Here is a 13,671-nt window from a genome sequence, read left to right as displayed (position 1 = left end):
CGGAATCGTGGCCGACGCGGCTAATAAACTCCCCGAAGGGGCGGGACGGTGTGTCACTACGCACCGAGCGTCGTCAGCGACGCCACGGAGTCGGCGATGCGCCGCTCCATCCCCGCGCCGGCGAAGCTCGGGACCGGCGTCGCCCCGAGCGCGTAGAACTCGCCGTCCGCGCCCTCGGTGAAATCGACGGCGACGGCCCGCGCGCCGAAGCGGTCCTGTAGCTCTCGCACCCGCGCGGCCAACATGATGTCGACCTCCGTCGACGTGACCACCGAGTCCGTCCCCGAGAGCGACGTTCGGACCTTCAGGGCGCGCATGTGCGTCTCGCGGCCGTCGTCGACGGCGTAATAGCGGTGGTCGACCGGGCCGTCCCTGACGTCTTCGACGTGGAAGTCGGCCTCGCCGAGCGAGGAACCCCCCGTCCACGCGTACCGGCGGCCGGCGACGTAGCCCTCGCTCGGCCCGTCGAAGCGCACCTCGGGGACGCGACAGCCGACCGACGACAGCGCGTCGAGCGACACGAGGCGAGCGGACAGCGCCGTCGTCGCCGCGAACCCGTTCCACGTCGGGACGCCCACCCTATCGGCGAACCGGAGCGCCGCGAACGCCTCGGGGTGGAGCGCGCCGTTGACGAGCGCCGAGAGACCCGCTACCGCCCCGGGCGAGATCGGGTCGGCCGGCCGGCGGAACTCGACGTCGAATCCCCGCGCCGCCAGGCGTTCCGCGACCGGACCGAAGGCCGGGTGGTCCGGCTCGCAGACGAACCCGATTGTATCCATGGCGGCGGGTCGGACGGCGGGCGTAAAAAACTCCGGCAGAACCGAGCGACTCAGGTGGCTCCGTCCCCAAGCCCGACCATGATTCGGCCGGGTCACGTCGGCGTTCACTGGGGCGACTTCCACGCCGACTTCGCCGTCGTGCTCGCGGTGTCGGCCGTCGCGACGGCGGCGCTCTGTATTCTCGGCCTCTCGGTGTACCGGCGGCGCGGGTCGCGGGCCTATCTGTTGCTCGCGCTGGCGCTCGTCGCGCTGGTCGCCCGCCCGCTGGTGGCCGGACTGGCGATGCTGGGGACCATCAGCCCCGCGACCCACCACACGCTGGAGCACGGGGCCGACGCCGTCGTCGTCGCGCTAGTGTTCGGCGCGGTCTACTACGCCCGCAGCGTCGAGAAGCGACTGGATAGCGAGGAGGACACGTGAGTGAGACAACGGCGGTATGGACCGAGACGGAGGGACGATGAACGAGACGAGGCGGCGCATCCGCGACCAGATCGAGCGGGACCCGGGCGTCCACTTCCGGGAGTTGACCCGGGCGCTGGACCTGGGGACCGGGCAGGTGCAGTACCACCTCCGGCGACTCGACGACGTCGTCGGCGAATCGGTCGGCGGTCGGAAGCACTACTACCCGCCGGGTTACGACCCGTGGGAGCGGCGCGCGCTGGCGCGCCTCCGGCGCGAGACGGCCCGCGACGTCGTGGTGACGCTACTGGAGCGAGAGACCGCTCGGCCCGCGGCCGTCGCCGATCGCCTCGGGATCGCCCGGAGCACGCTCGAACACCACCTCGACGGGCTCGTGGAGTGCGGCGTCGTCGAGAAGCGCCGGGACGCCGGCCGCGTGACCCTCGCGCTCCGTCGGCCCGAGGAGACCGCTCGCCTCCTCCGCGCCGCGGAACCGACGCTGCCCGAACGGCTGACCGACCGGTTCGAGCGGCTGGTGGACGGGCTGCTGGAAGACCCGTAGGACGGCTCGCTCTCGGTCAGGTCTCGTTCGACGCCCGTACCAGAACCCAGTAGAGGGGCGAGTCCCTAGCGAGCGTCGATGACCGACCGCGGCATCTCTCGACGCGAGTTCGCCAAGAGCGCCGTCGCCATCGGCGGGACGGCCGCGCTCGCCGCCTGTCTCGACCGCGGCGCGCCCGACGTCCCCGAGGGGACCGACGACCCCGGCGGCTTACCGGCCCGCCAGCACGCGTGGAACGCGTCGCTCGCCACCGACAACGCCGGCAACCCGCGCATGCCCCACCACCACGTCCTCCTCTTGCTCGACTACGAGGGCGACGGCGCGCCGACCGACGGCGACCGAAAACAGGTCGAGGACGCGCTGACGGGCCTCGAACGCGCCTACGAGTGGAGCAACGAGGGACTGCTGTTCACGCTCGGCTACACCCCCTCGTACTTCGAGCGCTTCGAGTCCGGTCCCGCGGGCGTCGACCTGCCGGCCCCGGAAGCGCTCGCCCCCTTCGAAGACCCCGCGTTCGACACTCCCGACGCGCTGTTGCACCTCGCCAGCGACCACGAGAGCGTCGTCTTGGCCGCCGAGGAGGCGCTGAAGGGCAACCGCGAGACGGTCAACGACCGCGAGGTGTCTGCGACGTTCTCGGGCGTCCTCGCCGAATCAGACCGTCGAACCGGGTTCGTCGGTCCCGGTCTGCCGGCCGACAATCAGGACGTCGAGGGGATTCCCGACTCCGAGCCGGTCCCCGAGGAGTCGCCGCTGTTCATGGGATTCAAGTCCGGGTTCAAGGGGAATCAGGCCAGCGAGGACCGCGTGAGCGTCGAATCGGGCCCGTTCGCCGGCGGCGCGACCGAGCACCTCTCGTTCATCCGCCTGCACCTCCAACAGTGGTACGAACAGGACTCCCGAGAGCAGCGCGTCTCGAAGATGTTCTGCCCGGCCCACGCCGACGAGGGCCGCGTCGAGGGCGTCGGCGAGAACCTCGGCACCGATAGCGGCATGGACGAGTGCCCGGAGGACGTGGTCGAGAGCAGCCGCCGAGAGGGGGTCGCGGGCCACTCCCAGAAGATGACCCGAGTGCGCGAGGACGACAGCCCCGTGATACTCCGCCGGGACTTCGACTCGACGGACGGCGGCGAGGCGGGGCTCCACTTCCTCTCGCTCCAGCGGTCCATCGCCGACTTCGTGAACACGCGAGAGTCGATGAACGGCACCGACGTCGCCGAGAACTCGGCGGTCGGCCAGCGGGTCAACAACGGCATCCTCCAGTACATGACCGTCGAGCGCCGCGGGAACTACCTCCTGCCGCCCCGGTCCCTGCGCGCGCTCCCGGCGGCCGACCCGAGCGCCTGATTTCGCCGCCCGTACCAGAACCGTCTTTGGGAGAAAGCCGATAGTCAGCGGCATGAACCGCCGTCGTTTCCTCGCCGGCACCGGTCTCGCCGGAGCCTCGCTGTTGGCGGGGTGTGGGTCGCTGCAGAGCCAGTCGACGCGTGCGCCGCCGCTGGTCGAGGACCGCCCCGACGCGACCTACTGGCCCACCCACGCCGAGGGGATGGGGATGGCCGGGATGGCGCAGGCCGGCGACTACATGGTCGGTCTGACCTACTCGTTCCCACACCGGTTCTGGACCGTGACCGGGACCGACGCGGAGAAAGTCGAGATCCAGAGCGACGACAGCCTCCACCTGATGGCGACGGTCTGGGACCCGGAGACGGAGATGGTCCTACCCGTGAAAGCGGGCGTCTCCATCACCATCGAAAAGGACGGCGAGACGGTCGCCGACAAGTCGCCGTGGCCGATGATCTCACAGAACATGGGATTTCACTACGGCGACAACTACGCGCTCCCCGGCGACGACCTCTACACGATCCGCGTTCGCGTCAACGGCATGTCCGAGCGCCGCCTCGGTGCGTTCTCCGACCGATTCGGCGAGGCGGGCGAGGCCAGCGTCGAGTTCGACTTCTCGCAGTCGGCCCTGCGGGACCTCTCCTTCGAGGAGTTCCCCGATCAGCAGGGCGAGCGCAACGCGGTCGAGTTGCTGGAGATGGAGATGATCCCGACTTCGCAGACGCCCCCCGCCGGGCAGTTGCCCGGGTCGGTGCTGGGGACGAAGAAGGGCAACGACGGCGTGTACGCCGCGACGTGGCTCGCCGAGGCCGACTTCCTCGGCGACGGCGAGTCGTATCTGGCCGTCTCGCCCCGTACCCCCTACAACCGGATTCCGCTGCCGATGATGTCGCTGGACGCCACCGTCGAGACCGGCGGCGAGACGGGCTTCGACGACGCCCTGAGCGCGGCGGTCCACCCCGACCTCGGGTATCACTACGGCGCGGTCGTCCCCGCGACCGGCGGCGACCCCTCGGTCACCGTCGAGGTCATCGCGCCGCCGCAGGTGTCGCGCCACGAGGGCTTCGAGACGGCGTTCCTGTCGACGCCGTCACTCTCCTTCTAGGTCGATCTCGAACGGACTGGCGTTCTCCCGCCACGACCACCCCGGAAGCCGCGTCTGGACGCCCGCCGCCAGCGCCGCGTCGAGGTCGTCGGCTCCCGCCGGGTCGCCCTCGTCGCCGTGGGTCCGCACGTCGGCGACGTGGAACGTCGCCTCCGCGAGCAGTCGGAGCGGTTGGTTCCCGGCCACCATCCCCGCGAGTTCGCGGCCGAGCATCTCGTCGACGACGAATCCGGGGTAGTCCCCCTCGACGTCGAGCGCCCTGAGCAGGCGGACCAGCGCCGCGACGTTGACGGCCGCGTCGCCGTCGGCGAACACCGCGTCGACGGCGTCGAGGTACGCTTCCTCGTCGATGGTCGCGACGTCCGTGTCGAACAACTCCCCCAGGTGATCGCGCGTCTCGTTGACGAGCGGAACCACCGCGTCGCGCCGCTCGCGGACCCACTCGTACTCCTCGGCGACGACCGCGGGTGTGACGTGCATGGGCCATCCTCGCACGCCGCCGCCTTCGGTGTGGCGACGGTTCGGCGCGACGCTTCGACCGACAGGTCGATAGGTCGAGCGCGGTTTCAGCCAACAGGAGACTTATTCCGTTGGGCGAGCGACGCTACGGAGACGATGGTCCCTCCAACACGCCGACGCGTCCTCCACGGAGCCGCGGGCGTCGCCGCCGCGCTGTCCGGGTGCGGTGAACTGCTCAGTGGGAGCGATAGCTCGACGCGAGCGCAGCCGACCCCGACCGCCGGCGAAAACGGCGAATCGAGCCGCGGAAACTTCGCCGGCAGCGAATCGAACCCCGCTTCCCTCGCGCTGCGGGTCGACACCGACCGCCCGCCGGTCTGGTTCGACGACCCCGACCGCGAGGGAAACGGGCGACCGACCCCCGCGGAACACGGTGGTTACGGTTACTTCCACACGAACGGGCTGGTCGACTCCGCCGACCGCGCCGAGCGCGTCTCGGTCGCCGACGTGCCGAACCCGGACCGCATCCCGGCGTTCTTCGAGGCGACGGACTTCGACAGCGAGACGGTCTACGTCGAGAGCCAGCGGGTCGAGGAGTGCTTCCGCCTCGAACTCTGTAGCGTCTCGTGGAGCCCCGACGAGGTCCGGACCGACTACGGACGGGTCAGCCGCCCCTACGACGTGCGCTGTGAAGACGGCGAGAAAGTCTTCGCGGTGCGGCTCATCCGAATCCCGGCCGCCCTCGACGCCGAGGAGGTGACCGGCTACGGATCCTCTACCGGGGCCGGGAGCTGTGGGAACCGACGGGCGCGGGCGGAGTTCGGTTCGTCGGACGACGGCGACGGTGAGACGGCGACGGCGGACGACGATAGCGGGACACCGATCCGGTCGCCCGCGACGCCGACGGAGGGCGGAGCGTGATGCCCGCCGGAGACCGCCTGACCCGTCGCGGGATGCTCGCGTCGGTCGGTGCGGCCGGCGCGAGCGCGCTCGCCGGCTGTGGCGGTATCGGTGACCTCACCGGGTCCGGGGAGACGACGATACGGAGCCACGAGTTGCCGGAGGTCGACCCGGACGAGAACCGGCAACTGGTCGCGCCAACCGTGCCCGTCGCCATCGACGGCGCCCACCTCGCGGCCGCCCGCGACCGCACCACCTCGCTGCTGGCCGAGTTGCCGATGCCGCTCGGCCCGGACGAGATCCCGAACGGGCACGTCCGCGGGCGGTTGCTCGGCGCGGCCGACGACGCGACCGACGCGCTCGACGAGGCGCGGCGAGCGGAGACCGACTTCGTAGCGTTGCGCGAACTCCGGCGGAGCCGTGAACGCGCCCGCTACGCCGCCGGCGGCTGGCGGTTCGCCGCCGGATCGCAGTCGCTCGTCGATCTCCGGTCGGCCCGGCAGGACGCCGTCGCCGAGGCGCGAGAGTTCGAGTCGTCCCGGGAGTACCGCGGGAGCGACCCGGTCAGGGCGGCGCTGGTCCACGCCCGCATCGAGGCGTTGCTTCGGCGGGCGACCGACGACGACTCGCCCCACACCGAAGCAGACGGCGGCGGCCTCCTGACCGTCGCCGAGTGGGCCGAGGAAGTCGAGACGGCGCGGGCGCTGCTCGCCGACGCTCGCCACCTCGGTTCGCAGTTCTCGGCCTCGCTCTCCGCGGACGCCGGGACCGTCGAGGCGGAACTGCGCCGCGCGGCGGAGACGCTGCTCGCCGACGTTCGCTCGCGCCGCGACGACCTCCCGCCGGAACCGACCGCCGACGACTGGGGCGCTCGGGAGCGGATCGTCCACGAACTCCGGAGCGACGCCGACTACGGAGCGAAGCGCGTCGCCGACGCCGCCGGCCCAGCGAGCGCCGCCCTCGACGCCACGGGACGACTCGCCGCGTTCGCCGCGCTGGACGGCGTGCTGGAGCGCATCGAGTCGGGCGAGCAGTTCGCCGTCGAGAGCGCCGCCGACGTCCGCCGGTACCGACAGACCGCCGTGGACGCGCTGACCTCGGCGCTGACCGGGAGCCCCGAGCCCGGGCTAACCCGGACCGTCCTCACCGACGCCGCCGGCCACGTCTGGAGCGCGGACTGGGAACTCAGTCGTCTCAGCGGCGAGGTCCGCCCAGCGCGGCTGACCGACCCGGTCTCGTCCTACGTCGTCGCCGCGGCGCTGGCGCGGGCCGCACCGAAAGCCAGCGAGCGAGCGGCCGAGGCGCTCACGTCTGCCTGACTGCCGGCGGGCTCCGTTCCGCCCGCAGGAGGGGTAGCTCGACCCGAGGCGCGGACGAGTGCAAGATAGCCGCTCGTCGAGCGAGTGAACACACCGACTGATCTCGCTGTCTTCCACCCCCGAACACGGCTATTTTCCGCCGTTCGACCTCTCTAAGCGGCCCCTGATGAATCCCGCCAGACCGCGGAAGTAGCGCGTTCCCCAGAGGGCGACGAGGATACCACCGGCCATGTTCGCTAACATATCGGTGACGATGTCGTCGATACCGAAGACCGTGAGCGGCGCGTCGGTCCCGAGAGCGCGCGCCAGAACGACCGCGGCGTACTCGAGGGACTCCCAGATGACGCCGAACGCCAGAACGAATACGACTACGAAGAGCCCGCTGAAGGCGTCGGGGACGGTGACATCGGAGGAGTGCTCTTCGAAAGCGCGGAGCGTCGCGTATCCGACGCCGGCGACGAGGGTTCCCGAGAGGGTGTGCGTGATCTCGTCGTACCAGGGGAACCACCGATAGGGGCCGAGCACGCCGAGGGCGTGGAGGCAGACGGCGACGGTGATCCAGAGGAGGAGTCTCGCGTCCATCACGTAGGCGTACTCTCGGCGTAACGCGGCCGGGACGAGCGTCACTACCAACGCCGTGGCCGCGTTGGCGGCGAGTGCGAACCGACCGGTCACGACGCCACCGACAGCTACCGACGCGAGCACAGACTGAAGTCCCCGAGCCAGTATCCGTTCTCTACGAGCGGACAGGGCAGGCACGATAACCGGCATCACTCCGTCGAGCCCCCGTGATACGCTCGTGACCCCGGTGGTTCGAATCGGCCGACGTACCACTGGAACAGCAGCCCGACGGCGAGGGCAGTAACCGTGACGACGACGATGTCCATCTGGAGTTCGACCTGCGTCGTGAGGTAGTCGGTCCCGAGAAACAGGTCGGCGTAGAACTGCGCGACGATCCAGACCCCCTGAAGGGCCAGCGTCGTCAGGGCGGCGAACCCGACCGCGAACCGATGGCTCATCTCGACCGGCGTGAACGCGTCGAGCTCGGCGACGCCTATCAACGCCAGTCCCGAAACGGCCACCGGTGTGCCGATCTCCGGGCGCCCGCCGAGAGTGAGTGTGACGACGGCCCCGGTCGTGAGCGCCAGTAGCGGCCACGGAACCATGACTTCGCGGTCGGCCCGGACGAGCGCCGGGAGCGCGGCCACAGCGACGACGAGTGACGCGAACGCGGCCCGGAGGAATTCCCCGCCGATAGCACTCGAGACAGCGGTGAGCGCTACGACGCCGAGTAGTGTCCATCCGACGGTCGCGTTCGTCGCCTCGTCGTGGACGAGAGTGCTCGCAGCGGGCATGGGTCTACTCTACCGTCGTTCTCCGACCTGACCGTCGACGACGGCGACCAGCGCCCCGTGAAGCCGGAGCGAGTCCCGTACAGCAACGGAACGCGGATAGATCAAGATTCGATTTTTTCGACTGTCTGCCGTGCCTCCTCCGTGGCCTTCTCCTCGCCGACGCTCTTCTTCAAGAGCACCGCCTCGACCACCCAGTCGTCAGTCTCCTCGTTCCGCCCCATCCGCACTTCGCTGCCTTCGGAGACGGACTGTGCGGGGTTCTCCGCCCAGTCGGGCGTCCGAATCTCGTCGAACCGATCCGGGTCGCGGAACTGCACGTGGATGTACTCGTCCTCGGTTTCGACCGCGGTGGGTGAAACCATGGCCCGTCGTTCGGCTGCGGCGGTCTTAAGCCGACTGCCAGCATTACAAGCGCGGGTCTGACTGGCTTCGAGTGATAGTAACTACCGTCGCGACCTGATTCCTGGCCTACGGACGCCCGGTCGAACGAGCGACCGCCCCCGGTCCGACGAACGGCCGCCGGGCGGGAGTGCGAAGTCTTTAATATTTCGAGCGGGCTACAGTCGGGTACACTCGGTTTTCCGGGCAGTTTCCGTCCGGAGGTCACTCGCCGAATCAGGGATAACTGTATGACCGTATCACACGCTCGGTCCGGATCTGCCGACGGTGCCGACACCGCCAGCAGGCCGCCCACTCGTTCTACACTATGAGCACGGTAGACAAGCAACTCGAAGACGTACGAGCAACGATCGACGAAGAGGTTCCGAACCACATCTCCATCTCCGAGGTCACCTACGAGGGGCCGGAACTGGTAATCTACACGCGTGACCCGAAGGAGTTCGCCTCTGACGGCGACCTCGTCCGGCGACTGGCGTCGAAGCTCCGGAAGCGCATCACCGTCCGACCCGACCCCGACGTCCTCACGACGCCCGACACGGCCGAGGAGCAGATTCGGGACATCGTCCCCGACGAGGCCGGCGTCACCGACATCCAGTTTCTGGCCGATACGGGCGAGGTCGTCATCAAGGCCGAGAAGCCCGGCCGCGTCATCGGCCGCGGCGGCGAGACGCTCCGGGAGATAACGAAGGCCGTCGGCTGGACGCCCGACGTGGTCCGGACGCCGCCCATCGAGTCGCCGACGGTGGCGAACGTCCGCAGCTTCCTCACGCAGGAGCGGGACGACCGCCGCGACATCTTAGAGCGCGTCGGCCGGCAGATTCACCGCGACCCCATGTCCAGCGAAGAGTGGGTCCGCATCACCACGCTCGGCGGCTGTCGAGAGGTGGGACGGGCGGCGTACATCATCTCGACGGCCGACACGCGCATCCTCGTCGACTGTGGGGACAAACCCGGCGAGCGAACGGAGAAGCCGTATCTGGACGTGCCCGAGGCCATCGGCTCCGGCGCGTCCTCGCTCGACGCCGTCGTCCTCACGCACGCCCACCCGGAACACGCGGCGCTGGTCCCGCTGCTGTTCGACCACGGCTACGACGGGCCGGTGTACTGCACCGAGCCGACGCGGGACTTACTCGGCCTCCTGACGCTGGATTACATCGGCCGGGCCGACGAGAACGGCGGTAAGCGACCGTACGACACGGATATGGTCCGCGAAGCGGTCAAGCACTGCATCACGCTGGAGTACGGCGACGTGACCGACATCGCGCCGGACGTGAAGCTCACGCTCCACAGCGCCGGCCACGTGCTCGGCTCCTCGGTCGTCCACTTCCACATCGGCGACGGCCTCTACAACGTCGCCTTCTCCGGGGACATCCACTACGACAGCACCCGCCTGTTCGACGGCGCGGTCAACGAGTTCCCCCGCGTCGAGACGCTCGTCCTCGAATCGACCTACGGCGGCCGAAACGACTACCAGACCGACCAGGACGACTCCGAGCGGAAGCTCAAGCAGGTCGTCCGGAACGCCGCCGACCGGGAGGGGACGGTTCTCGTCCCGACCCACGCCGTCGGCCGCGCGCAGGAGCTCATGGTCGTCCTCGAAGAGGCGATGCGCCGCGACGAGGTCCCCGAGATGCCGGTGTATCTCGACGGCATGATCTGGGAGTCCACGGCGGTCCACACCACCTACCCCGAGTACCTCCGCGACGACGTACAGGAGCGCATCCACGACGCCGACCGGAATCCGTTCCTCGCCGACCAGTTCACCCCCATCGACAGTGAGGACCGGAAGGAGATCGCCGACCGCGACGAAGCGAGCGTCGTCCTCGCCGCGCCGGAGATGCTAACGCCCGGCCCGAGTCGGTCCTGGCTCGAACACCTCGCCGGCGACGCCGACTCGACGCTCACCCTCGTCGACTACCAGGCGAAGAACACGCTCGGCAGGCGCATCCAGAACGGTCAGCGAAAGGTCCCCGTCGGCGGCGGCGACACCGTCTCCCTGGAGATGAACGTCGAGACGATCGACGGCTTCTCCGGCCACGCCGACCGGCAGGGACTGGAGAACTTCGTGAAGACGATGCACCCCCGCCCGGAGAAGGTCCTCTGCGTCCACGGCGACGAGTCCGCCACGCAGGACCTCTCCTCGTCGCTGTATCACGACTACAACCTGCGGACGTTCGCGCCGGAGAACCTGGAGACGTTCCGGTTCAAGTAGTACCTTTTCCGAACCGGGTTTCCTCGGCCGCTTTGCGGCCTGTGGGCACCCCCACTCGCAAAAATCTACGCTAAAAAGGCCGGAATCGCCGCAACGCGGCGATTCCGGTGAACCGGCGGCTTCGCCGCCGGATGCTCTTCCGTCTCTGCCTGCCCTTCCCCGTCTTCGTGAGCAGAGCGAACGAAGGCTCGTCAGAGCTTGCTCTGACGGCGTTCGCCATGCTCACGGCTCAGCCGTCGTCGGGCAGCAATGCTGCCCGACTGCTTGAGGGACCGCCGGTCCCTCTCCGTTTTCTTTTCCCGAAACGCTCTCGCTGGTCGCGGCTCGCCAGCGACGAAACCGCTGGCGAGGCCGACAGCACCGGCCCGTGCCGCGTGAGAACGCACACCGCTCGGAACGCTTTTTCCGGAGCGGCGCGCTTAGATGGCTGTGAGTCAGCCCTCCAGAACGGTCCCGCTCGGCGCGCGACAGTTGCTCGGCTTCGCGACGCTCGTCGCCGCCGTCGCGACCGCCGGGAGCCTCTACTTCTCGCTGGGCGTCGGTCTGACGCCGTGTCGCCTCTGTTGGTATCAGCGGATTCTGATGTACCCGCTCGTGGTGGTTCTGGGCGTCGCCGCGTTCGAGCGCCGGGCCGAGGTCGCGCGGACGATCCTACCGCTGGCTGTCCTCGGCGGGAGCATCGCCGCCTATCACTCGTGGCTCCAGGTGAGTCAGTCGTCCTGCGGGTTGGGCGCGGTGAGTTGCTCGGCGGTGGTGTACCGCGTCGTCGGCTTCTCGATCCCGAACCTCGCGCTGATGGCCTTCTCGCTCGTCGTCGTGGCCGTCGGCCTCGCGTGGCGGCAGCGAGCGTAAATCTCGCGGATTGCGGGCGCACTAAGGGTTTTTTGGCGTCCGCCACGTTGGCCCGTGCATGGAGTACACACGACTCGGGTCGACCGGGACGAAGGTCTCTGAGCTCTGCTTCGGAACGTGGCGCTTCGGTCGGAAGACCGGCGGCGTCGTCGAGACGGAGCGAGAGGAGGCCCACGAGCTGCTCGACGCCGCGTGGGAACGCGGCATCAACTTCATCGACACCGCGAACGTCTACGGATCGCCCCACGGGACGAGCGAGGAGTTCATCGGCGAGTGGCTGGAGGACCACGACCGCTCTGACTTCGTCCTCGCGTCGAAGGTCTACTTCCCCTTCGACGGCTGGGGCGAACCCGGCCCGAACGACTCGGGGCTGGGCCGCAAGCACATCCGCGACCAGATCGAGGGGACGCTGGACCGCCTCGGCACGGACTACCTCGACCTCTACTACATCCACCGCTGGGACGAGGAGGCGGACGTCGAGGAGACGCTCTCGACGCTCGATACCCTCGTCCGGAAGGGGAAGGTCAACTACCTCGGCGCGTCGACGATGGCCGCCTGGCAGCTGACGAAGGCGCTCTGGAAGTCCGACGTCGAGGACTTCGAGCGCTTCGAGGTCACGCAACCGCTGTTCCACGCGGGCTACCGCGACGACGTGAAGGACTACCTCGACGTCTGTGCCGACCAGGAGATGGCCGTCTGTCCGTACTCGCCGCTGGCGGGCGGCTTCCTCACCGGGAAGTACGAGCGCACGGACGACGACGACCCGACGGCCATCGAGGGACCGGAGGGCTCGCGCGGCTCGCTCGACGACCGCTTCGACGAGTACTACCTCTCCGAGCGCGGCTGGCACGTCTTAGACGAGGTCCGCGCCGTCGCCGACGAGCTGGACGCGACGCCCGCGCAGGTCGCGCTCCGCTGGCTCATCGAGCAGCCCGACTTCACCTGCGTCCCCATCGTCGGCGCGCGTACCGTCGACCAACTGAACGAGAACGTCGGCGCGACGGACATCTCGCTCTCCGACGATCAGTTCAACCGCATCGTCTCGGCCCGCTACGCCGAGGACGGCGAGCGTTGGGGTCACCGCCGCTGAGTTCGGGCGCTCGTCCGCGTTCTCGCCCGCGGACTCAGTCCATCGCTTCGGCCGGGTCGACGACCTCGCCGCTCTCGGGGGAGACGCCCACTTGATCGCAGACGTCCGCCAGCGGGCAGGCGTCGGGGTCGTCCAGACAGGCCGGCTCGCGCGCTTTGCAGTACTCCCGACCGAACTGTATCATCGCCGTGTGGCCGAATCCGCACTTCTCGGCCGGTACCGCCTCTTCGAGCGCCGCGCGGACTTCCTCGTGGTCCGCGTCGGCGGGCGCGAGGCCCATCCGCCGGGCGATGCGGTGGACGTGAGTGTCCACCGGGAAGACGCCGCCGCGACCGCCCGCGAAGAGGAGGACGCAGTCGGCGGTCTTCGGCCCGACGCCGTTCATCTCCAGTAAGCGGTCCCGGACCTCGCTCGGGTCGCCCTCTCTGACGAACTCGTCGAAGCCGGCCGCACCGCCGAACTCGTCTCGGATCTCGTCGGCCAGCGCGATCATGCGCTCGGACTTCTGGTTGTAGAGGCCGGCCGAGGAGATGGTCTCGGCGAGTTCCGCCCGGTCGGCCTCGGCGAGCGAATCGGCGAGGTCGTTCGCGCTCTCTGCTCCACCTCCAGCGTACCGCTCCATCAGCGCGTCGTGAGCGGGTTGGCTCGCCACGTCGGAGGTGTTCTGACTGAGGATCGTGCGGACCAGACACTCGAAGGCGTCGCGGCCGCCGTAGGTCTTCGTCCAGTACAGTTCGCCGAGGCGGTCGACGACGGCTTCGGCCCGCGTGCCGGCCGTCTCCGGGTCGAAGGTCGCCTCCCGTCCGCGACCCGTCCCGCCCACGCTGATGTTCTGTTCCGGTTCCCGATCGGCCATACTCGGACGACGGGCGCGAGCGGCAAAACCCCTTCACCCG

15 protein-coding genes are annotated in these 13,671 nt (G+C 69.3%); 9 read left to right on the top strand and 6 right to left on the bottom strand.

Translation table 11 applies throughout. From position 1 onward, the window contains the following. Positions 1 to 56 precede the first annotated feature (56 nt). Positions 57 to 779, bottom strand: a complete 723-nt coding sequence (locus EGH23_RS01310) for an ATP-grasp domain-containing protein (protein ID WP_220578227.1) — start codon at positions 777 to 779, stop codon at positions 57 to 59. 78 nt (positions 780 to 857) lie between these two features. Between EGH23_RS01310 and EGH23_RS01305 the strand changes: the two genes are divergently transcribed. From EGH23_RS01305 to EGH23_RS01290, 4 genes are all read left to right on the top strand, one after another. After that, on the top strand, positions 858 to 1,199 hold the full coding sequence (locus EGH23_RS01305; RefSeq protein ID WP_220578226.1) for a DUF7471 family protein: 342 nt from the start codon (positions 858 to 860) through the stop codon (positions 1,197 to 1,199). A gap of 37 nt (positions 1,200 to 1,236) precedes the next feature. Next, positions 1,237 to 1,740, top strand: coding sequence for a winged helix-turn-helix transcriptional regulator (locus EGH23_RS01300; protein WP_220579200.1), 504 nt, complete (start codon positions 1,237 to 1,239; stop codon positions 1,738 to 1,740). 78 nt (positions 1,741 to 1,818) lie between these two features. Next, positions 1,819 to 3,087: a Dyp-type peroxidase gene (locus EGH23_RS01295; RefSeq protein ID WP_220578225.1), complete on the top strand. Its 1,269-nt coding sequence runs from the start codon at positions 1,819 to 1,821 to the stop codon at positions 3,085 to 3,087. 52 nt (positions 3,088 to 3,139) lie between these two features. Further along, positions 3,140 to 4,189: a DUF7350 domain-containing protein gene (locus EGH23_RS01290; protein WP_220578224.1), complete on the top strand. Its 1,050-nt coding sequence runs from the start codon at positions 3,140 to 3,142 to the stop codon at positions 4,187 to 4,189. Here the strand turns inward: EGH23_RS01290 and EGH23_RS01285 are convergent. Further along, entirely contained in the window at positions 4,175 to 4,669 is a 495-nt protein-coding gene (locus EGH23_RS01285) for a DUF7984 family protein (protein ID WP_220578223.1), read from the bottom strand. The two genes, EGH23_RS01290 and EGH23_RS01285, sit on opposite strands and share 15 nt — an antisense overlap. Positions 4,670 to 4,804: 135 nt before the next feature. Between EGH23_RS01285 and EGH23_RS01280 the strand changes: the two genes are divergently transcribed. Beyond that, complete coding sequence (locus tag EGH23_RS01280; RefSeq protein WP_220578222.1) at positions 4,805 to 5,569, top strand: hypothetical protein; 765 nt, start codon at positions 4,805 to 4,807, stop codon at positions 5,567 to 5,569. Next, the gene (locus EGH23_RS01275; RefSeq protein ID WP_220578221.1) at positions 5,569 to 6,867 is read left to right on the top strand and encodes a hypothetical protein; all 1,299 of its coding nucleotides are present in this window, start codon (positions 5,569 to 5,571) and stop codon (positions 6,865 to 6,867) included. The genes EGH23_RS01280 and EGH23_RS01275 overlap by 1 nt, the downstream gene beginning before the upstream one ends. 129 nt (positions 6,868 to 6,996) lie before the next feature. On the opposite strand, the gene EGH23_RS01270 is transcribed toward EGH23_RS01275, so the two are convergent. The 3 genes from EGH23_RS01270 to EGH23_RS01260 form a co-directional block, all read right to left on the bottom strand. Further along, positions 6,997 to 7,572: a DUF2238 domain-containing protein gene (locus EGH23_RS01270; protein ID WP_328765769.1), complete on the bottom strand. Its 576-nt coding sequence runs from the start codon at positions 7,570 to 7,572 to the stop codon at positions 6,997 to 6,999. A gap of 65 nt (positions 7,573 to 7,637) precedes the next feature. Next, positions 7,638 to 8,222 (bottom strand): hypothetical protein, encoded by a 585-nt coding sequence (locus tag EGH23_RS01265; protein WP_220578219.1) that lies wholly within the window; start codon positions 8,220 to 8,222, stop codon positions 7,638 to 7,640. A gap of 101 nt (positions 8,223 to 8,323) precedes the next feature. Next, positions 8,324 to 8,584: a hypothetical protein gene (locus EGH23_RS01260; RefSeq protein WP_220578218.1), complete on the bottom strand. Its 261-nt coding sequence runs from the start codon at positions 8,582 to 8,584 to the stop codon at positions 8,324 to 8,326. Positions 8,585 to 8,928: 344 nt separating this feature from the next. Here EGH23_RS01260 and EGH23_RS01255 point away from each other — a divergent pair, with 344 nt between their 5' ends. From EGH23_RS01255 to EGH23_RS01245, 3 genes are all read left to right on the top strand, one after another. Next, complete coding sequence (locus EGH23_RS01255; RefSeq protein ID WP_220578217.1) at positions 8,929 to 10,833, top strand: beta-CASP ribonuclease aCPSF1; 1,905 nt, start codon at positions 8,929 to 8,931, stop codon at positions 10,831 to 10,833. A gap of 429 nt (positions 10,834 to 11,262) precedes the next feature. Next, a complete protein-coding gene (locus tag EGH23_RS01250; protein ID WP_328765768.1) occupies positions 11,263 to 11,685 on the top strand; it encodes a disulfide bond formation protein B in 423 nt (140 codons plus the stop codon). A gap of 58 nt (positions 11,686 to 11,743) precedes the next feature. Further along, entirely contained in the window at positions 11,744 to 12,775 is a 1,032-nt protein-coding gene (locus EGH23_RS01245) for an aldo/keto reductase (protein ID WP_220578215.1), read from the top strand. A 34-nt stretch (positions 12,776 to 12,809) separates the two neighbouring features. Here the strand turns inward: EGH23_RS01245 and EGH23_RS01240 are convergent, their stop codons facing one another. After that, the gene (locus EGH23_RS01240) at positions 12,810 to 13,631 is read right to left on the bottom strand and encodes an endonuclease III domain-containing protein (RefSeq protein ID WP_220578214.1); all 822 of its coding nucleotides are present in this window, start codon (positions 13,629 to 13,631) and stop codon (positions 12,810 to 12,812) included. Between the last annotated feature and the right edge of the window lie 40 nt (positions 13,632 to 13,671).

It is taken from the genome of Haloarcula nitratireducens (assembly GCF_019599505.1).
The sequence above is the reverse complement of the archived record's forward strand: the minus strand, read 5'-3'. Positions and strand labels throughout refer to the sequence as shown.

What these genes read in the sequence shown, in the direction of transcription:
- EGH23_RS01310 (WP_220578227.1), bottom strand. Translation starts at nt 779, where the DNA reads ATGGATACAATCGGGTTCGTCTGCGAGCCGGACCACCCGGCCTTCGGT.
- EGH23_RS01305 (WP_220578226.1), top strand. Translation starts at nt 858, where the DNA reads ATGATTCGGCCGGGTCACGTCGGCGTTCACTGGGGCGACTTCCACGCC.
- EGH23_RS01300 (WP_220579200.1), top strand. Translation starts at nt 1,237, where the DNA reads ATGAACGAGACGAGGCGGCGCATCCGCGACCAGATCGAGCGGGACCCG.
- EGH23_RS01295 (WP_220578225.1), top strand. Translation starts at nt 1,819, where the DNA reads ATGACCGACCGCGGCATCTCTCGACGCGAGTTCGCCAAGAGCGCCGTC.
- EGH23_RS01290 (WP_220578224.1), top strand. Translation starts at nt 3,140, where the DNA reads ATGAACCGCCGTCGTTTCCTCGCCGGCACCGGTCTCGCCGGAGCCTCG.
- EGH23_RS01285 (WP_220578223.1), bottom strand. Translation starts at nt 4,669, where the DNA reads ATGCACGTCACACCCGCGGTCGTCGCCGAGGAGTACGAGTGGGTCCGC.
- EGH23_RS01280 (WP_220578222.1), top strand. Translation starts at nt 4,805, where the DNA reads ATGGTCCCTCCAACACGCCGACGCGTCCTCCACGGAGCCGCGGGCGTC.
- EGH23_RS01275 (WP_220578221.1), top strand. Translation starts at nt 5,569, where the DNA reads ATGCCCGCCGGAGACCGCCTGACCCGTCGCGGGATGCTCGCGTCGGTC.
- EGH23_RS01265 (WP_220578219.1), bottom strand. Translation starts at nt 8,222, where the DNA reads ATGCCCGCTGCGAGCACTCTCGTCCACGACGAGGCGACGAACGCGACC.
- EGH23_RS01260 (WP_220578218.1), bottom strand. Translation starts at nt 8,584, where the DNA reads ATGGTTTCACCCACCGCGGTCGAAACCGAGGACGAGTACATCCACGTG.
- EGH23_RS01255 (WP_220578217.1), top strand. Translation starts at nt 8,929, where the DNA reads ATGAGCACGGTAGACAAGCAACTCGAAGACGTACGAGCAACGATCGAC.
- EGH23_RS01245 (WP_220578215.1), top strand. Translation starts at nt 11,744, where the DNA reads ATGGAGTACACACGACTCGGGTCGACCGGGACGAAGGTCTCTGAGCTC.
- EGH23_RS01240 (WP_220578214.1), bottom strand. Translation starts at nt 13,631, where the DNA reads ATGGCCGATCGGGAACCGGAACAGAACATCAGCGTGGGCGGGACGGGT.